Origin of the sequence: Providencia sp. wls1914 (assembly GCF_009706645.1) — a bacterium.
Lineage (GTDB): Bacteria > Pseudomonadota > Gammaproteobacteria > Enterobacterales > Enterobacteriaceae > Providencia > Providencia zhijiangensis.
In genome coordinates this window covers 229,527-248,319 of sequence record NZ_WLUN01000008.1, presented here as the reverse complement: position 1 = coordinate 248,319, position 18,793 = coordinate 229,527, and the positions used below count along the sequence as shown (strand labels likewise).

The following is an 18,793-nucleotide window of genomic DNA, read 5'->3' as shown; positions in this document are numbered from 1 at the left end:
ATATGAAAGGTATTATTCTGGCTGGTGGCTCGGGAACACGTTTGCACCCGATCACTCGCGGCATCTCAAAACAGCTGCTGCCTATCTACGATAAGCCAATGATTTATTATCCGCTGTCAGTGTTAATGCTGGCAGGGATCCGCGAAATTCTAGTGATTTCGACGCCGGATGATTTGCCAATGTTCCAGCGTTTACTGGGCGATGGTCATGAGTTTGGAATCGAATTGAGCTACGCGGAACAGCCTTCTCCAGATGGACTGGCTCAAGCGTTTATCATTGGTGAAGAGTTCATTAATGGGGACTCTTGCTGCTTAGTGCTCGGAGACAATATTTTCTTCGGTCACTCATTCAGCCCTAAATTAATGTCAGTCGCGGCACGTCAAAAGGGCGCGACAGTATTCGGCTATCAAGTGATGGATCCTGAGCGTTTTGGTGTGGTGGAGTTTGATGACAATTTCAAAGCGTTGTCTATCGAAGAAAAGCCAAAAAAACCAAAATCAAACTGGGCAGTGACGGGTTTATATTTCTATGATAACCAAGTGGTTGATTTTGCTAAGCAAGTAAAACCTTCCGAACGTGGTGAACTGGAAATTACCTCCATCAATCAAATGTATTTAGAGCGCGGTGAGCTTAGCGTTGAGCTGCTCGGTCGTGGCTTCGCTTGGTTAGATACAGGCACTCATGACAGCTTAATTGAAGCCGGAACCTTTGTTCAGACCGTTGAGAAACGTCAAGGCTTTAAAGTGGCTTGTTTAGAAGAGATTGCATGGCGTAATGGCTGGTTGTCTGACGACCAAGTTAAAGAAGCCGCCGCTCGCCTGAATAAAACAGGTTATGGCAAATACTTAGAGGACTTACTTCGTGTCCGTCCGCGCCAATATTGATCCCCTAGATTGGGAATCTGATTTTTTCAAACGTTCAACGGCGAAACTGGATTTCGCCGCGACTGATGCACAAATTATTCTTTCTTATCAATTGGATAAGTTTGAGATTGTGCAAGCGAAAGTTGCGGCATCCGAGACAGCTAAAATCGATGAGCTAGCCAGTATGGGGTTCAGTTTTGTTGAAGGCGAAATTGATTTTGCGTTAACTATTGGCACAGAAAATGCTTATCTAAACACAGCGTTATCAGAGACGGATAATGTGGTTGTTGCACAAACAGGGGATATTGTTTCTCTGCGTGACACCGCCGCCTCTGTGTTTAGTAACAGCCGCTTTAGAACCCCTTGGTACCATGAAGGGGACAGCGGTCGGTTTTATGCATTATGGATAGAAAAAGCCGTTCTTGGCACCTTTGACCACACCTGTTTACTCCTTAGAGATAATGCAGGTGATATTTTAGGTTTCGTTAGCCTACGTAGCCTTGATGCAGATACAGCTAGAATTGGGCTGTTAGCGGCAACGCCAAATGCAACAGGACGCGGTATCGGTCGGAAATTAATGTCAGCAGCGTATCAGTGGTGTGTGCAACACCAAAAAAGACAGTTAAATGTTGCCACGCAAATGAGCAATGTTGCGGCGTTAAATCTTTATTCACGTAGCGGTGCGGCAATCGCCAGCACAGCATATTGGTTATACAGGGGACAACATGATTCCATTTAATAAACCACCCGTTGTAGGTACTGAAGTTGAGTATATGAAGCAGGCCATGGCTAGTGGCAAACTGTGCGGGGATGGTGGTTTCACTAAGCGTTGTGAAGAGTGGATGGAGAAACGTTTTAACTGTCCGAAAGTCCAGTTAACACCGTCTTGCACCGCTTCATTAGAAATGGCAGCGATCCTGATTGATATTAAGCCGGGCGATGAAGTCATCATGCCAAGCTTTACCTTCGTATCGACCTCTAACGCATTCGTGTTACGAGGTGCCAAAATTGTGTTCGTGGATATTCGTCCAGATACAATGAATATCGATGAAACCAAAATTGAAGCGGCAATCACTGATCGCACACGTGCAATTGTTCCTGTTCACTACGCTGGCGTGGCTTGCGAAATGGACACCATCATGGCTATCGCGAAGAAACACAATTTATTTGTGATTGAAGACGCGGCGCAAGGCGTGATGTCTACCTACAAAGGTAAAGCATTGGGTACCATCGGTCATATTGGCTGCTATAGCTTCCATGAAACCAAAAACTACTCTTCAGGTGGTGAAGGTGGTGCGACCTTAATCAATGATAAAGCGTTGATTAACCGTGCAGAAGTGATCCGTGAAAAAGGCACAAACCGCAGCCAATTCTTCCGTGGTCAAGTGGACAAATATACCTGGCGCGACATCGGCTCAAGCTACCTGTTATCTGACTTACAAGCTGCCTATTTATGGGCGCAGTTAGAAGAAGCCGACAAAATCAACGAACGCCGTTTACTGCTGTGGGATCGCTATTATCAAGCGTTACAACCGCTGGTAGCTGCAGGTCGTTTAGTGTTAGCCACCGTGCCGGAAGATTTGAAACATAATGCCCATATGTTCTATATCAAACTCAAAGATGTGGAAGAGCGCACTGAGTTTAATGAATATATGAAATCTCATGGTATTTTGACGGTATTCCACTATGTGCCACTGCACACCAGCCCTGCTGGAATGGAATTCGGTTATTTCCACGGTGAAGACAAATACACTTCGGTTGAAAGTGACCGTTTAGTGCGTCTGCCAATGTTCTACAACATGACAGACGACGAGCAACAAGTGGTTATTGAGCGAATCAAAGCGTTCTTTGCCTAATGTCACTCGCTAAAGCATCGGTTTGGACTGCTGGGTCTACCCTGATTAAAATCGGGGTGGGCCTGTTGATCGTCAAATTATTTGCAGTCTCATTTGGCCCGAGTGGTGTGGGTCTGGCGGGGAACTTCCGCCAATTAATTACGGTGCTAGGCGTATTGTCTGGTGCTGGGATTTTCAATGGCGTCACAAAATATGTGGCAGAACACCATCAAGATCCGCAGAAATTACGGGCTGTGCTGGGAACGTCTTCCACGATAATCCTCGGATTTTCAACGTTACTGGCGATTATTTTCTTGCTATGCAGTGCCCCGATCAGTGCCGCACTATTTGATACTGAGCAATACAGTGGCGTGATCCGTATGGTTGCCTTGATTCAAATGGGTATCGCATATGCGAACTATTTCTTGGCGATTTTGAAAGGCTACCGAGACGCTGCGGGGAATGCGACGGCCATCATTTTTGGTAGCATAATCGGCGTAGTCGCCTATTATTTATGCTATCTAATGGGTGGTTATGATGGCGCACTTGCAGGGTTAGCATTGGTTCCTGCGTTGGTGGTGTTGCCTGCGGCAGGTATGGTTATTCGACGTAAACAGTTTGCGTTGTCATCCCTCAAACCTGCGTGGGATAAAGCCATTGCCACTAATCTTGGTAAATTCACTATCATGGCGATGTTGACGGCGATTACGCTGCCAGTCGCCTATATCATGATGCGAAATTTACTGGCACAAACCTATAGCTGGGATGAAGTAGGATTATGGACGGGCGTCACCACGATTTCGGATGCCTATTTACAATTCATCACAGCAACATTTTCGGTCTATTTGCTGCCGACGTTATCCCGTTTACAGCATAAAAATGAAATCTCTGCCGAAATTGTTAAGGCATTGAAGTTTGTATTACCTGCTGTTGCCGCCGTGAGCTTTACGGTTTGGCTGCTGCGTGATTTTGCGATTTGGCTGCTGTTCTCAAAAGAGTTTACAGGGATGAGAGACCTGTTCGCTTGGCAGCTGGTCGGCGACGTATTGAAAGTGGGTGCTTACGTCTTTGGTTATCTGGTCATCGCGAAAGCGGCACTGCGTTTTTATGTTCTTACGGAAGTGAGCCAATTTGTTCTGTTAACGGGCTTTGCCCATTGGTTTATTCCTGAACATGGCGCCGTGGGGGCGACACAAGCCTATATGGCGACCTATATCGTATATTTTACTCTCTGTTGTTGCGTATTTTTGATCTACCGTAGGCGAGCATGACAACCTTAATACATGTACTGGGATCTGACCTCCCGCATCATAATCAGACGGTTTTAACGTTTTTTAATAACGTTATTTGCCAAGAGATGGCACCGTCACAAAAGCCGCATTTTATGGTGGTGAGCCAGGATGCGCAGCTCGCTGCTGCCTATCCGATGCTTGAAATTGAAGTTTTTGACAGCAAACAATCTATTGCAGATAGCGTAATTCGTCGCGCGAAAGTGGAACGTCGGACACGCTTTTTCTTCCATGGGCAATTTAATGCGCCAATTTGGTTAGCACTGCTTTTTGGCAAGATAAAATCCCATCAATTTTGGTGGCATATTTGGGGGGCTGATCTCTATGAAGAATCTAGCTCGCTGAAATTTAAGCTATTTTATATTCTTCGTCGTCTGGCACAAAAGAAAGTGGGGCACGTTTGTGCAACGCGGGGAGATTTGTGCCATTTCCAACAGTCGAATCCTAATGTGCCATCGTCGGTTCTCTATTTCCCGACACGTATGGATCCGGCATTGACGCTAAACGAACGTCAGCCTCGTGAGGGCGAGCAGCTAACTATCCTGCTCGGTAACTCGGGTGACCGCTCCAATCGTCATGTAGAAGCACTGAGCGCGATTAAACAGCAATTTGGCGACAAGGTGAAAGTGATAGTCCCAATGGGCTACCCAGCGAATAACCAAAACTACATTGCAGAAGTTGAGCAAGCAGCACAGAGCGAATTCCCTCAAGGGCAGGTGGATATCCTTAAAGAGCGTATGGCGTTCGATGATTACCTGAATTTGCTGAAAACCTGCGACCTTGGCTACTTTATTTTTAATCGCCAACAAGGGGTTGGAACGGTCTGTTTGCTTATTCAGTTCTCTATTCCTTTTGTCATTAGCCGCCAAAATACCTTCTGGCAAGATTTAACGGCGCAGAATGTCCCGGTCTTTTTCTATGGTGATGAGCTAACTCTGCCATTAGTGGATGAAGCACAACGCCAAATGAATTCGCTTAATAAACAGCATATTGAATTCTTTGCGCCTAACTTTACTGATGGCTGGAAACAGATCCTCAGCATCGCGGAGGCGAAAGCATGACATTGCTTGAATTGGGTGGCTTAGCGCTTATCTACCTAATCTCCATTATCTTTATCGGCACGCTGATGTATAAAGAGTTTTTACGCGTGCGCTTTAATTTTAATATTTTCTTTACTTTATTGTATTTACTGACGTTTTACTTCGGATTCCCACTGACTTGCGCATTGGTTTTCCAGTTTGATGTCGCGATAGTCCCTGCCGATTACTTGATGTATGCCATGCTGGCGTCAACCAGCTTCTATGCCATTTACTATGTGACGTACAAAACGCGTTTAACTAAGCGCGTGGATACCCAGCGTCGTGCCGTATTTAGCATGAATAAGGTGGAAACCAATCTGACCTGTCTGCTACTAATTGCCGTGGCGGTGGTTACTGTAGGTATTTTCTTCATGGATAACGGCTTCTTGCTGTTTAAGTTGAAATCCTATAGCCAGATATTTTCCAGTCAGGTGTCGGGCGTGGCATTGAAGCGCTTTTTCTACTTCTTTATCCCTGCAATGCTGATTGTCTATTTCTTGAAACCCACGCAAAAACGCTGGATTTTCTTCTTGATCAGCACGGTCTCATTCGGTTTCTTAACCTATGTAATTGTGGGCGGAACCCGTGCCAATATTATCTTGGCATTTGCCCTGTTCCTATTTATCGGGATTGTCAGAGGCTGGATCACGCTTTGGATGCTGGCGGCGGCAGGTGTGGCAAGTATTGTTGGGATGTTCTGGTTAGCTCTCAAGCGTTACGGTCTTGATGTGAGCGGTGCTGAAGCGTTTTACACTTTCTTGTATCTAACCCGTGATACGTTCTCGCCGTGGGAAAACTTAGGATTATTGCTCAGCTATTATGACCAAATGGAATTTCAAGGTTTAGCGCCGATTATCCGTGATTTCTATGTGTTTATTCCTGCATGGGTATGGCCTGAACGTCCTGATACGGTATTAAACTCAGCTAACTATTTTACGTGGGAAGTGCTGAATAACCATTCTGGATTAGCGATTTCTCCTACGCTAATTGGCTCTCTGGTGGTCATGGGGGGTGTGCTGTTTATCCCGCTGGGCGCGATCGTGGTGGGTATGATCATTAAATGGTTTGACTGGATTTATGGTTTAAGTCTAAAAGAATCCAATCGTTACAAGGCCGCGATTATGCAGGCATTTTGTTTCGGTGCCATCTTCAACATGATTGTATTAGCTCGCGAAGGGGTTGATTCCTTTGTCTCGCGCGTGGTCTTTTTCTGTTTAGTCTTCGGACTATGTTTAGTGTTAGCTAAATTACTGTACTGGTTATTTGAAAGTGCCGGTCTTATTCGTATTAAAGCCGCTTCATATTTAAAAAGTGGTCAACGGGAAAGCCGTTAAAAGGAGCATCATGGAACAGTCGTCAATTCCTCAATATAGCATCAGAGGTCATAATATTTGGGGCTTTAAAAACATGGCCCATTTCTTGGACTATCTGTTTGCTGACGGTAAGACCAAAACAGGCACACTTGTGGCTATCAACGCAGAAAAAGTGATGATCGCAGAGCAAGATACCGCGCTGAATACCTTATTAGGACAGGCGGAATACCTTTATGCTGATGGGATCAGCATTGTGCGTGCTATTCGCCGTAAATACCCGAAAGCCGAGGTTTCTCGTGTGGCAGGTGCCGATTTATGGGAAGGCTTGATGGAGCGCGCAGGAAAAGAAGGCACGCCAGTATTTTTAGTCGGTGGTAAGCCAGAAATTCTTGAGCAAACTAAAGCGAAGCTACGCGCACAATGGAATGTCAACATTGTGGATTCCCAAGATGGCTACTTTACGGCAGAAGATCGCAGTGCGCTGTTTGAGCGTATTCACGCGAGTGGTGCCAAGATTGTGACCGTGGCGATGGGCTCTCCGAAGCAAGAAATCTTTATGCGTGATTGCCGTGTCGTGCATCCTGATGCGCTGTATATGGGCGTCGGTGGGACTTATGACGTGTTTACCGGTCACGTTAAGCGTGCGCCTAAAGTCTGGCAAAACTTAGGGCTAGAATGGCTGTATCGCTTACTTTCCCAACCAACGCGAATTAAACGACAGTTTAAATTGCTGAAGTTTTTAGGCTACTACTACGGTGGTAAGCTTTAAGCCTTCTTCTTACTGAATAGACCCGCGTAATGCGGGTTTATTTATTTCTGGCGCCTCCATTCTCGCTTCAAATATACCTGTAATTGTTCAAAAATAGATGCAACCTAAGGGATCTCACGGTATCTTGGGGGATTGTATTTTTTATTTTATTTTCGACAACCAGCCGCGATGACTAAAAAGTTATGGCTATTAGAGCTGCGAATATCGAATGGTTATTATCGACAGGGGAAATTATGGATAAGCCACAGCAAGGTCTTCAGCGAGGGCTAGAAGCCCGTCATATTGAGCTGATTGCTTTGGGCGGAACAATTGGAGTTGGGCTATTTATGGGCTCAGCGAGTACGTTGAAGTGGGCGGGGCCATCCGTACTACTGGCGTATATTATCGCAGGGCTATTTGTCTTCTTCATCATGCGTTCTATGGGCGAAATGCTCTTTCTAGAGCCAGTCACTGGTTCATTTGCTTCATTTGGTTATAAATATTTAAGCCCTTTTTGGGGATGTTTAACCGCGTGGGGTTATTGGTTTATGTGGGTCGCGGTTGGAATTTCAGAGATAACCGCAATCGGGGAATATGCAAAGTATTGGTTCCCTGATGTGCCTCAGTGGATATTTGCGATGGTTGCCGTCGCGTTGGTGGCACTGGCAAACCTCGCCGCAGTGAGGCTATACGGCGAGCTGGAATTTTGGTTTGCGATGATCAAAGTGACCACAATCGTCGTGATGATTTTGATTGGTTTGGGGCTAATTTTCTTTGGTCTTGGCAATAATTTCGAACCGATTGGATTGGCTAATTTGACCGAGCATGGCGGATTCTTCGCTGGCGGCTGGAAAGGTTTCTTATTTGCGCTGTGTATCGTGGTGGCATCTTATCAAGGTGTTGAGCTCGTCGGGATCACCGCAGGAGAAGCCAAAAACCCACAAGTGACACTGAAAAAAGCCATCAATAATATTCTGTGGCGCATTCTTATTTTCTATGTCGGCGCCATTTTTATTGTGGTGACGCTGTTCCCGTGGACGGAAGTCGGGCAACAAGGCAGTCCGTTTGTGATGACATTCGCTAAAGTGGGGATTGTCTCGGCCGCCGCGGTCATTAACTTTGTGGTGCTCACCGCAGCATTATCTGGCTGCAATAGCGGCATGTACAGCGGTGGGCGTATGCTATACGCGCTGGCACAGAATAAGCAGTTACCGAGTGGACTATTAAAACTGACGAAAAACGGCGTTCCAGCGCGTTGTGTCGGCTTTACTATCTTATGCTTGGTTGCAGGGTCGAGCTTGAACTACATCATCCCAAACCCTGAGCAGGTGTTTGTGTATGTATATAGTGCGAGCGTCTTGCCAGGAATGGTGCCTTGGTTAGTGATCTTGACCAGCCAGCTACGTTTTCGTAAGCAGAACCAGCAGCAGATGGCAGGGCATACGTTTAAATCGATTCTGTTTCCATGGGTGAACTACGCCACACTGCTGTTTTTAGCCTGTGTGCTAGTGGGGATGGCGATTAACCCAGAAACGCGTTTGTCACTGATTGTCGGGGCTATCTTTTTATTGACGGTTTCAGGGCTTTATTTTGTGATCCGCAGCTTTAGTCGCCACGATAAAAGCCCATCGTAAAAATATTTTGTGGGTAAAATTTCATCTAATAGACGAGAAAGAGGGAAAAAATGCTCTCTTTCTCGACGAAATGGATAAAAGGCAAGCAATCGATAATTTTATTGAAAAAAGGACTAGACAGCAGGGGGATAAATCCGTACTATCCTCTCCCGCAACGGCGTTAAGCGCCCGTAGCTCAGCTGGATAGAGCGCTGCCCTCCGGAGGCAGAGGTCTCAGGTTCGAATCCTGTCGGGCGCACCATCAAAAGGTGACAAGCTACGGTGGCAAAGCAAAGTTGTATGTAGTAGTATGACAACACTTTGAAATAAGTGAAGTTATGGTGGCTATAGCTCAGTTGGTAGAGCCCTGGATTGTGATTCCAGTTGTCGTGGGTTCGAGTCCCATTAGCCACCCCATTTTTTTTGTGACATTGCGAGGGTGGCGGAATTGGTAGACGCGCTAGCTTCAGGTGTTAGTGTCCTATGGACGTGGGGGTTCAAGTCCCCCCTTTCGCACCACGAAAAAAATGATGTCGAGTTACTGCCTTAAGCAGTTAAATTTCGGCGAGTAGCGCAGCTTGGTAGCGCAACTGGTTTGGGACCAGTGGGTCGGAGGTTCGAATCCTCTCTCGCCGACCAATTTAAAGAACCCCGCTCAATCGAGCGGGGTTTTTGCATTTTAAAACTGTAATAATTTTTAACCTGGTTATTTTCCCTTCCGTATTCTTATCTTCTTATCTTCTTATCTTCTTATCTTCTTATCTTTATCCTTGAATCTGTTTTTTTATTATCTTTATTCTGATATCTCCGGTATCGCTTTTAACAAGAATGGTTCTTATCTGAATGTGTTTATAACATTATGTTTTTAATCAATAAAAATATTTGTCGCAGATCCGATACAAACCCCTATTTCCATGTCGTCAAAAAGAGACACTTTAATGATTGATTTATATGAATAAATTAATAGGCATTCTAAGCTGTCTCTAAATTGAGACAAAATAGCTGAATCGAACAGAATGGAATTTAGTCAGAATGAGGTATTAAAAAATCACAATAAGTAAGAAATAAAAATATCGTTTAAAAGCAGGGTAGTTGCGGGTTGAGAAAAGAAAAATTTTGGGTGATTTGAAAGTTGGCACGCATTCTGCATTATCTATTATGTAGATGCTCATCCCACTTATTATGACAGCCTAGCTTCATAAACCCAGGGATGACGCAAAGCCGATTATCGGTGCCTATTGTCCAATTTAGATGATCAAGAGTTAATCCTCTTACCATCAGCGAACGGGCGAAACGTTGAGTGAGGCACCATCCGTCTGTAGACCTGATTGTTATTTACACCTGCTTAGGCAGGTGTTTTTTTTTGTATCAATCTTGGGTTGTCATTTTCTTTCCTAACCAGATGAGCATTAGGAAAGAAACATTATCTTCTCGCTTACGCTTTTTTCTCTTTGCTTAACCACTTGCTGATCCAGCGAGTCACATAGGTATAGGCAATAATAATAAAGGTAATAATAAAGATATCTTTATTCAGATCGGCAGTATTGAAGCCAATGATCGAAATAAAAATAAACGGGGATAAAATCAGAAGTAGCAGGTCAAAAAAGATCTGTAAACGATTTTGGCTCGCTACAATCCAACGCCAGAGAGTTTTCACTACATTCATATCTTTATCCTGAATTCATTCAAAACGAAAATGTATACGATTATTTATACACTATGTGACCCTTTTATAATATAGCAATATGCGGTTTGCCTTGATTCGCTAAAAGTGACGCTCTCAGAGACTATCTTTTTGAGATAAATAGTAAAGGTCCAAACTGTAGACATAAAAAACGCCTCGGGCTAGGAGGCGTTTTAGATCAAAGCTTAATGAATGAATTAAAAATTTATCCTTTTGCTCGCTCTTGCTTGAGGGAGTGAGTGAGCGCCTCTTGGCGAATTTTCGCTGCTTCATTCGGTTTGTGTAGCTTGTCATAAGCATCGGCTAACCAAGCAGCATCATAGGCATCAAAACGCTGCGCCAATGCGGCTTTAAAGTAGGTTTCTGCTTTTTCCCATTGGGCATGTTGAAGTGCAAGGATCCCTAATGTGCTATTGAGTAATGGTGTCGCACCAGATTGTTTGACGAGGCTTAACAGTATTTTTTCAATCGCTTCAGGCTGCTCGCTCTGTAATTTCGGGATCAACAACAATAGACGTTCGTCATATTGCTGCTTCAATCCATCGATGATCATTTTTTCTGCGCTGCGCGTATCACCACATTCAATTAAATGCTCAGCTAAGAAAGCTTGTAAAGGGACTTCATGGCGAACTTTACGCGGCTGAGCTTTCCACCAATTTTTCAAACCATCGCTACCACCTTCAGCCATACATTGGTTCATGAGTCCTTTGTACGATTTGAGTTTTAACGCTTCCAGTTCATCTTCATTGTGTAATTGGACTTTCGCCATAATCGGCAGCAGCTCAATGAGCGCTTGGTATGCTCCAGTACCTAAGTATGCTTGTTCAGCTAAACGTAAAATCTCTGGGTGACGTGGTGCTTGGTCGAGTAGCTTGTCGATGCCATTACGGGCAGCATGAATTTCGCCTTCCGCCAATTGGATGCGAACACGGCTAATATCCACGGGAAGTTGATCTTTACCTGCGGCTTCAGCCGCTCTATCTAAATATTGATGGGTACGATAACTATCCCCACGTTGCTGGGCGGCTTCTGCGGCCATCAAGTAGTTAATCACTGGTTGCTGAGAGAAATCAGCGTGCTTACTCATTAATTTCTCAACTTGCTCTAAATCTCCTTCAGCTAATTTGAGCAAGGCTTTTTGAGTTTGAGTGTGTGCTTTCTGATATTTATGGCCACTGAACCAGCCTTTTGTCCGTGAGGTGGTGCTCATAAAGCGGCGGTAGCACCATCCAAGGAATAACAGAACAAATTGCAGCAGGATAAAGCACAACACAAGGTTGGTGACGCTGGTCGTAATATCGTAGCTATCGGTACGAATAAATACATAGCCTTGGTGCCCTGCTAATAGAGGACCCAAGATAATGCCAGCAATCAGGACGATAAAGAGAACAAAGACTTTAATCATGATCACCCCTTATGCTCAGGGGCGTTTGCCGCATCCGTTACGGGAGCTTCGACGGCAACGTCCGGTTTGTTAGTTTGCGTATCTGCAGGAGCCGTTGTCTCGTCGGCGGCTTTATCGGCTTCTTTTACTGCCTCAAGTGCGGCATCCTCGGAAACGCCAGTCGGTTCTTGATTTTGAGATAATAAATTACGTACTCGCGTTTGCATCACTTTTTCCAGCTTCGCTTGGCTTTCTAAAGCTTCAGGCATATCGGCATCAATCGGTTGATTAATTAAATCATCGAGTTCCGTCAAAAAGGCTTTAGTGGCTGGTGCGTCCACATCGAAGTAAGCGCGTACCCACGTAGAAGCTTGTTCGAGAGATTGTTTATATGTCTCTTCTTGATAACGCGGTACAGCTTGGGCTGCAATGAGCAATTGGGAGCGAATATTTTCACGCAGATAAATATCTTGGTTTGGGGCTAGCAATGGGGCTTCAGATCCATCACGAGCGCGCACGGTGATAAAATCGCTTGTGAAACTTTTCCAGCTGCGTGCGAGGTTGTCTTTCCAGTCTGCAATATCGTCACTGACATCAGTGCCGGTATCTTCAGGAGCATCGCCATTATTTAAATCAGCGAGGCGTAAGTTATCGACATCATTACTGAGTTGATTCAAACGCAAAATAATGCCGTCATAGTCAATTTGGTTGATGGCAGCTAGCTTGTTCATATCATTGGCGATAGCTTTACGAATATCCAGCAAACTCGGGTCATTCATTTCCGCTAAACTGGTATCTGCGCTTTTGAGTAGTACGGCAGCGGTAACAGGATCATGGTCATTCCATAATTTGCGGCCAGCCATTTTCACCATAAAATCAGCTTGGGCAATCAGCCAGTTTTTTACGTCCGAACTGGAAAGTGCCGTGACGTGAGCTTGTAATTCTTGCATGCGACGGTTGAGTTGATCTTCATAATCACGCGCATGGTTTTTCAGCTCTGTGTTGGTCGCGATAAGCGCATCCACACGTTGCCTATCGGCATTTTGTTGTTCAACTAATTCACTGACTTGTTGTTTCAGTTGGTTATTGTCATGAACCAATTGTGCATTGCTTTGCTGAGTAAAGTAGTACATCCCGCCGCCCATGACGACGATAATGGCGATAGCGATCGCACTGACTGCAAGACCAGGGCGTTTCTGTTTGGATGAAGGCGTCGGCTGACGAGTTTCTTTTTTCTCTGTCACCGCTTCATCATTAACAGTATCGGTAATTTTGTCTTGTTCCGTCATAAATTAGCATCCCATATCGGTTGAAATTAATGCTTCAAGTAAAGCGTGATTATCTGCGCTAGTTGCCACACAGACTCGACGCCACCCACTTTGGCGGGCTTTTTCTGCAATTCGTTCGCTGACAACCAGTAGTCGGCGGGAATACCACCATTGTTGCAGATCTTCAGCAATCAAATCGTTAAGTAGGGTCAACATTTCACCGCTTGTAACCACAATGTCGGTGATATCCGTGTTAAACCAAGTTTGGTTAAACTCAGTTTTATCATAGTGTACAGGTCGCCTTGCGTAGCATTCGCAGTAATCAACATCTGCACCTCGGGTGCGTAGTGTTGAGGCAAGGAGTTCGCGACCGCCATTACCTCGCAAGAGTAAGGCTCGTTTCCCCACTAAATTTTGCAGGCCAGGGTGGGTGAGTAACACCTCGCTGGTTTCTCCTGCTTCAGCCCAACGGATAGTTTGTCCTGTTAGTTGCTGAAAATAGTGACCTGTAGATTGTCCTATACCATAGTAGGATAACTTATCTGACCAGTCTCGTCCTGTTTGTTCCAATGCTAAATTTGCATACCAGACGGCATTTTTAGATAAAAGAAAGACGAGGTCGTTTTCCGATAATCCATCTAAGCGAGAGCACAAAGTGTTGAGCTGTGCACCTGCTTCAATCGTAATTAAGGGAGCCGGATAAGCCTGCCCCCCTGTAGCATTAATGGCTGTTATCAACGCGGAGCCTGATGGCTCTGGGCGAGTAACAAGGACTCTCATGCGGGTGCATTGCCTTTATAGACTTCCGCGAGAATTTCCCGAGCACCATTATCAAGCAACTCTTCCGCGAGAGAAATACCGGCTTGGATTGCGTCGGCAGGCGCGATTAAGCGTTCTCCACGAATGACTTGGCTACCATCTGGGGCACCGACGAGCGCGCGTAACCAGATTTTATCCTCTTGCCAAATAGCATAGCTCCCAATAGGGACTTGGCAACCACCTTCAAGGCGCATGTTCATTGCGCGTTCAGCAAGGACACACACGGAGGTTTCATCGTGATTCAATGCTGCGAGTAAGTCACGGGTCCGTTTATCATCTAATCGGCATTCGATACCTACGGCGCCTTGTCCAACAGCGGGTAAAGATTGCTCTGGCTCCAGTGCGGCTTTGATACGCTCATCGAGTTCTAAGCGTTTTAGACCTGCCACCGCAAGGATAATGGCATCGTATTCGCCATTGTCGAGTTTAGACAGGCGGGTACCGACGTTGCCGCGTAGGTCACGGATAACTAAATCTGGACGTAATTCTCGTAACTGGCACTGACGGCGTAAGCTGGATGTACCGACGATGCTGCCCGCTGGGAGTGCATCAATATTGGCATAATGGTTAGAAACGAAGGCATCTCGTGGGTCTTCGCGCTCACAAATGGTGACTAAGCCTAACCCTTCTGGGAACTCTACAGGCACGTCTTTCATCGAGTGAACGGCAATATCCGCGCGACCTTCAAGTAAAGCTAGCTCTAATTCTTTGACGAATAAACCTTTTCCACCGACTTTCGCTAATGGGGTATCTAAAATAATGTCCCCTTTGGTGACCATTGGGACTAACTCTACCTGTAAGCCGGGATGGCGTTGCTCTAATTCTGCTTTTACGAAATAAGCTTGCCATAGAGCAAGAGGGCTTTTACGCGTTGCGATACGCACGATATTTGTTGATGTCATTTCACTGTTTTCTCAGGCGAATATCGCCGCAGATTAACCATACAATTGGCGTTAGTTTTAACATGTTAGCGGTAATTTTTCCAGTTGGTCGCAGAATGAGCAATATAAGAAGAAAGAACGAATGAGATGTATCAAGTGAAGTTCGCTTTTTTACATCTTTTTTGTGAGCTTCTTGGAAAAAAATGACTTAAAAAAGGATCTACATAACAAATTTCTTTAGCTATTCGTGCTTTTTTAGGACTGCAATAGGCATTATTTTGCAGGAATTTTGTTGAAGCGTGTAAGCGTAGACCCTGCCAGCACTGGGCTGAATTTAGATTAAGGCTGCTTTTTTGTTATACAATCCATGATGGTGATATTATTCCATTGAAAAACAAGGGATATTTCCGCGATGCAAAAATAAAAAGTCTTTTTATACAATATGTTGAAAAATAATTTGTACTAAAAATAGACGGGAAAAATTATGTGATCTACTTTACCCTTTTGCTCCAAGGTGTTAAATTGATCACGTTTCCGACAATCCCTTTGAAAAGTAATTTAAGTTTTTCTCTATCTGTTGGGTGCTGGGAAAATTCCCCCAGGTTTGTCATTACATTCTTTCAGTCAGGCGTAACCTTTGTACCTCTATATTGAAACTTTAAAGCAAAGACTTGATGCGATAAACCAATTACGGTTGGAACGCGCGACGGCTTCTATGAGTGAAACCTTTTCGAAGGTTTACAGCTTGCTGCCGGTCTTGTTTCATTATCATCATCCAATGATGCCGGGTTATATTGAAGGCAACGTTCCTCATGGCGTCTGTTTCTTCTCGCCAGATGCAGAACAACTCAAATGGTTACAACCTTTCGAACGCTTCTTATCCACAAACAACCAAGCTAATGGTGAATTGCCAATTACAGGCATTTACTCAATGGGCAGTACCTCCTCTGTGGGGCAAAGCCACTGCTCTGATATTGATGTGTGGGTTTGTCATCCTTCTTGGTTAGATAACGAAGAAAAACGATCTTTACAGAAAAAGTGTACGCTAATTGAACAGTGGGCAGCCTCGCTGGGCATTGATGTCACCGTATTTTTAATCGATGAAAATCGTTTTCGCCATAATGCGAGTGGGCATCTTGGTGGTGAAGATTGTGGTTCCACACAACATATTTTATTGCTGGATGAGTTTTACCGTACAGCGGTACGTATGGCTGGGAAACGTCTGTTATGGACAATGGTGCCTGTTGAAGAAGAGCAACATTATGACGAATATGTCATGGGGCTGTATGCTCAAGGGGTACTGACACCGAACGAATGGCTGGATTTAGGCGGCCTCGGTGAATTGTCAGCCGCGGAATACTTTGGTGCCAGTTTGTGGCAGCTATATAAAAGCGTCGATTCCCCGTATAAAGCGGTGTTGAAAAGTATTTTGCTGGAGTCCTACTCTTGGGATTATCCGCACGGCAAGTTGTTAGCGTTGGAGTTTAAACGCCATTTACATGCCGGTGAAATCGTCTGTTATGGATTGGATTCATACTGTTTGATGTTGGAGCGCGTTACCCGTTATCTGACTGAAATTAATGATTCCACGCGTTTGGATTTAATTCGTCGCTGTTTCTATTTAAAAGTCTGTGAAAAACTTTCTGAAGATGAAGGTGACCAATGTTCCGGTTGGCGCCGTGATGTGCTGTCCCAGTTAGTGGAGTCGTGGGGATGGAGCGCCGAGCGTCTGGCGTTGTTAGATACGCGTAGCCAGTGGAAAATTGAGCGTGTGCGTGAAGCGCATAATGAGCTGCTCGATACGATGATGCAAAGCTACCGTAACTTAATTCGATTTGCCCGTCGTAATAATTTAAGTGTTAGTGCTAGCCCACAAGATATTGGGGTATTAACCCGTAAGTTATATGCTGCGTTTGAAGCTTTACCGGGTAAAGTGACGTTAGTCAATCCACAAATTTCACCGGATCTTAGCGAAGAGCACCTGACATTTATTTATGTGCCAGAAGGGCGCGCAAATCGTAGTGGCTGGTATCTGTATAACCAAGCGCCGCAAATTGACACGATTATCGGTCATCAACCGTTAGAATATAACCGCTATTTGAATAAGCTGGTGGCATGGGCCTATTTTAATGGGTTACTGACTGAAAATACGCAAGTCCATATGCATCATGGTAAATCCCAATGTGATGAACGTAAGTTACTGGAATTAATGCATGATGTATCGAGCCATTTTCCAATAAGATTGCCTGCTCCAACCCCTAAAGCGCTGTATAGCCCGTGTGAAATCCGCCACTTAGCCATCATCGTTAACTTAGAAAAAGACCCGACACAGGTCTATTCTGAGCAGGTGGTGCATGTGGATTTCAGAAAACTGGATATTTTCAGTTTTGGTGAATCTCAGCAGTGTTTGATAAGCAGCATCGATCTTCTGTATCGCAATTCATGGAATGAGGTTCGTACCTTACATTTCAGCGGTGAGCAGTGCATGTTAGAAGCGCTGAAAACCATCCTCGGTAAAATGCATCAAGATGCGGCACCACCAGAAGCGGTTGAAGTATTCTGTTATAGCGAGCATTTACGTGGGCTTATTCGTACTCGCGTACAGCAATTAGTGTCTGAATGCATTGAATTGCGCTTATCCAGCAATCGTCATGAACCTGGTCGCTTTAAGGCATTACGCATTGCAGGGCAAACATGGGGCCTGTTCTTTGAACGCTTAAACGTCTCTGTACAAAAACTCGAAAATGCCGTTGAGTTCTACGGCGCAATCTCCCATAACAAGCTGCATGGTTGGCCGGTAAAATTACAAGCGAAAGGGGATAATCATCTTCCTGCGGTTGTGGATGGCTATGCCAGTGAAGGGATTGTGCAGTTTTTCTTTGAGAATACGTCCGATAATACAGGGTTTAATATCTACGTATTGGATGAAGCGAATCGCGTGGAAATTTACTCTCATTGTGAAGGTTCCAAAGAAGAGCTGGTGCGCGATGTCAGTAAATTCTACTCTTCCTCCCATGACCGTTTTACCTACGGCGCTAACTTTATCAATTTCAATTTGCCGCAGTTTTATCAAATTGTGGAAGAAGACGGTAAAAAACAAGTTATTGTCTTCTCTGATGCGACTTGGCCATTTACTGAAGATGAAGAGGATGACGAATATCCCTCGGCACCACAATTAAACCAGTCTGAACAGCTAGACCATTCTAAACAGCACGCTCAATACTATTGATTTTATTATGATAAAAAACAGACAGAGTAAGTTATAGACTCTGCCTGTGATTTTTGATGCGCGTGTTTAGAACGAGAATGGGAAGTGGCTTTGGAAGGTAATCGCATTGCCCAGCATGGACAAAAATTCTTGACCGGAGCGGTCACAGATCCACTTTCCATCTTTATAATCATAATGATAGCCACCTTGTTTGGTTGCTAACCAGATTTGGTGGAAGGCTTCTTGTTTGTTGATGATGATTTTGCTGCCATCTTCAAAGCTTAAGGTCATGACGCCGCCATTAATTTCACTATCAATATCCGCATCGCCATCGTAATTATCTAAATGCTCTTCAATCGAGCTGAGCAATTGCTCTGCTAACTGATGAAATTCGCTATCGTTCATGATGTATTTCCTGTTTATACTTTTATTTAGGCGAAATTATAGGGTTGAATGTGTTCAAGGGTCAAACGGCGCACATCTTACTTGTGAGATGCCATTTGAATTATTTAACGTATATAATATTAATATGTTTGATAAACAGGCGTGATTTGAAAAGCGACACCTGTTACTGTGTGAAATATCAAATTGCAAAATTTAGTCTTACAGGCGAAACATCATAATGAAAAAAAGTTTATTTGGACTTAGCGCACTTCTCGTTTTATTCACCCTTTCTGGCTGTGGCTTAAAAGGGCCGTTGTATTTTCCGCCTGAAGACAACGCAGCAGCGCCTGCTAAATCTGATGTGCAACCTAAAGCTCCAAGCAGCTCGAACCAAGAGCCTGCAGCGACCAAACAGTAAGCCTCTG

10 protein-coding genes, 4 tRNA genes and 6 pseudogenes are annotated in these 18,793 nt (G+C 44.7%); 14 read left to right on the top strand and 6 right to left on the bottom strand.

Features of this window, described 5'->3' with window-relative positions; genetic code table 11:
- Positions 1-2: 2 nt before the first annotated feature.
- From rfbA to GKR74_RS07290, 12 genes and pseudogenes are all read left to right on the top strand, one after another.
- A pseudogene (rfbA, locus tag GKR74_RS07345) lies at positions 3-881 on the top strand (glucose-1-phosphate thymidylyltransferase RfbA); the annotation flags it as partial.
- The gene (gene rffC / locus GKR74_RS07340) at positions 862-1,602 is read left to right on the top strand and encodes a dTDP-4-amino-4,6-dideoxy-D-galactose acyltransferase (RefSeq protein ID WP_286270049.1); all 741 of its coding nucleotides are present in this window, start codon (positions 862-864) and stop codon (positions 1,600-1,602) included. The pseudogene rfbA and the gene rffC, both read left to right, overlap by 20 nt.
- On the top strand, positions 1,589-2,719 hold the full coding sequence (gene rffA / locus GKR74_RS07335) for a dTDP-4-amino-4,6-dideoxygalactose transaminase (protein WP_154603088.1): 1,131 nt from the start codon (positions 1,589-1,591) through the stop codon (positions 2,717-2,719). The genes rffC and rffA overlap by 14 nt, the downstream gene beginning before the upstream one ends.
- Positions 2,719-3,978, top strand: a pseudogene (gene wzxE / locus GKR74_RS07330) (lipid III flippase WzxE). The gene rffA and the pseudogene wzxE overlap by 1 nt, the downstream one beginning before the upstream one ends.
- Positions 3,966-5,072, top strand: a pseudogene (locus tag GKR74_RS07325) (TDP-N-acetylfucosamine:lipid II N-acetylfucosaminyltransferase). The pseudogenes wzxE and GKR74_RS07325 overlap by 13 nt, the downstream one beginning before the upstream one ends.
- On the top strand, positions 5,045-6,400 hold the full coding sequence (gene wzyE / locus GKR74_RS07320) for an ECA oligosaccharide polymerase (protein WP_154603085.1): 1,356 nt from the start codon (positions 5,045-5,047) through the stop codon (positions 6,398-6,400). Before GKR74_RS07325 ends, wzyE begins: the two are co-directional and overlap by 28 nt.
- Positions 6,401-6,410: 10 nt before the next feature.
- Positions 6,411-7,148 (top strand): lipopolysaccharide N-acetylmannosaminouronosyltransferase, encoded by a 738-nt coding sequence (gene wecG / locus GKR74_RS07315; protein ID WP_036948834.1) that lies wholly within the window; start codon positions 6,411-6,413, stop codon positions 7,146-7,148.
- A 233-nt stretch (positions 7,149-7,381) separates the two neighbouring features.
- Positions 7,382-8,761, top strand: coding sequence for a bifunctional threonine/serine APC transporter ThrP (thrP, locus tag GKR74_RS07310; RefSeq protein WP_108478785.1), 1,380 nt, complete (start codon positions 7,382-7,384; stop codon positions 8,759-8,761).
- Between the two features lie 164 nt (positions 8,762-8,925).
- Positions 8,926-9,002 (top strand) — tRNA-Arg (locus tag GKR74_RS07305).
- 79 nt (positions 9,003-9,081) lie between these two features.
- Positions 9,082-9,157 (top strand) — tRNA-His (locus tag GKR74_RS07300).
- Positions 9,158-9,173: 16 nt separating this feature from the next.
- Positions 9,174-9,259: transfer RNA gene (locus GKR74_RS07295), tRNA-Leu, on the top strand.
- A gap of 43 nt (positions 9,260-9,302) precedes the next feature.
- Positions 9,303-9,379 (top strand) — tRNA-Pro (locus tag GKR74_RS07290).
- Positions 9,380-10,175: 796 nt separating this feature from the next.
- On the opposite strand, the gene GKR74_RS07285 is transcribed toward GKR74_RS07290, so the two are convergent.
- The 5 genes and pseudogenes from GKR74_RS07285 to hemC form a co-directional block, all read right to left on the bottom strand.
- The gene (locus tag GKR74_RS07285; protein WP_006658197.1) at positions 10,176-10,406 is read right to left on the bottom strand and encodes a DUF4014 domain-containing protein; all 231 of its coding nucleotides are present in this window, start codon (positions 10,404-10,406) and stop codon (positions 10,176-10,178) included.
- A gap of 223 nt (positions 10,407-10,629) precedes the next feature.
- Positions 10,630-11,829, bottom strand: coding sequence for a protoheme IX biogenesis protein HemY (hemY, locus tag GKR74_RS07280; RefSeq protein ID WP_154603084.1), 1,200 nt, complete (start codon positions 11,827-11,829; stop codon positions 10,630-10,632).
- 113 nt (positions 11,830-11,942) lie between these two features.
- Positions 11,943-13,097 (bottom strand): annotated as a pseudogene (gene hemX, locus GKR74_RS07275) (uroporphyrinogen-III C-methyltransferase); the annotation flags it as partial.
- A 3-nt stretch (positions 13,098-13,100) separates the two neighbouring features.
- Complete coding sequence (locus tag GKR74_RS07270; RefSeq protein ID WP_154603082.1) at positions 13,101-13,856, bottom strand: uroporphyrinogen-III synthase; 756 nt, start codon at positions 13,854-13,856, stop codon at positions 13,101-13,103.
- A pseudogene (gene hemC, locus GKR74_RS07265) lies at positions 13,808-14,797 on the bottom strand (hydroxymethylbilane synthase). Before hemC ends, GKR74_RS07270 begins: the two are co-directional and overlap by 49 nt.
- 616 nt (positions 14,798-15,413) lie before the next feature.
- Between hemC and GKR74_RS07260 the strand changes: the two are divergent.
- A pseudogene (locus GKR74_RS07260) lies at positions 15,414-18,035 on the top strand (class I adenylate cyclase).
- A 36-nt stretch (positions 18,036-18,071) separates the two neighbouring features.
- On the opposite strand, the gene cyaY reads toward GKR74_RS07260, so the two are convergent.
- Complete coding sequence (gene cyaY, locus GKR74_RS07255; RefSeq protein WP_006658190.1) at positions 18,072-18,389, bottom strand: iron donor protein CyaY; 318 nt, start codon at positions 18,387-18,389, stop codon at positions 18,072-18,074.
- A gap of 217 nt (positions 18,390-18,606) precedes the next feature.
- Between cyaY and lptM the strand changes: the two genes are divergently transcribed.
- Positions 18,607-18,786 carry an LPS translocon maturation chaperone LptM gene (lptM, locus tag GKR74_RS07250; protein ID WP_036948849.1) on the top strand — a complete coding sequence of 60 codons (180 nt, stop codon included), beginning with the start codon at positions 18,607-18,609 and terminating at the stop codon, positions 18,784-18,786.
- Positions 18,787-18,793 lie beyond the last annotated feature (7 nt).

Excerpts from the sequence above, each read along its gene's own strand:
- rffA (WP_154603088.1), top strand. The coding sequence starts at position 1,589 with ATGATTCCATTTAATAAACCACCCGTTGTAGGTACTGAAGTTGAGTAT.
- wzyE (WP_154603085.1), top strand. The coding sequence starts at position 5,045 with ATGACATTGCTTGAATTGGGTGGCTTAGCGCTTATCTACCTAATCTCC.
- wecG (WP_036948834.1), top strand. The coding sequence starts at position 6,411 with ATGGAACAGTCGTCAATTCCTCAATATAGCATCAGAGGTCATAATATT.
- thrP (WP_108478785.1), top strand. The coding sequence starts at position 7,382 with ATGGATAAGCCACAGCAAGGTCTTCAGCGAGGGCTAGAAGCCCGTCAT.
- GKR74_RS07285 (WP_006658197.1), bottom strand. The coding sequence starts at position 10,406 with ATGAATGTAGTGAAAACTCTCTGGCGTTGGATTGTAGCGAGCCAAAAT.
- hemY (WP_154603084.1), bottom strand. The coding sequence starts at position 11,829 with ATGATTAAAGTCTTTGTTCTCTTTATCGTCCTGATTGCTGGCATTATC.
- GKR74_RS07270 (WP_154603082.1), bottom strand. The coding sequence starts at position 13,856 with ATGAGAGTCCTTGTTACTCGCCCAGAGCCATCAGGCTCCGCGTTGATA.
- cyaY (WP_006658190.1), bottom strand. The coding sequence starts at position 18,389 with ATGAACGATAGCGAATTTCATCAGTTAGCAGAGCAATTGCTCAGCTCG.
- lptM (WP_036948849.1), top strand. The coding sequence starts at position 18,607 with ATGAAAAAAAGTTTATTTGGACTTAGCGCACTTCTCGTTTTATTCACC.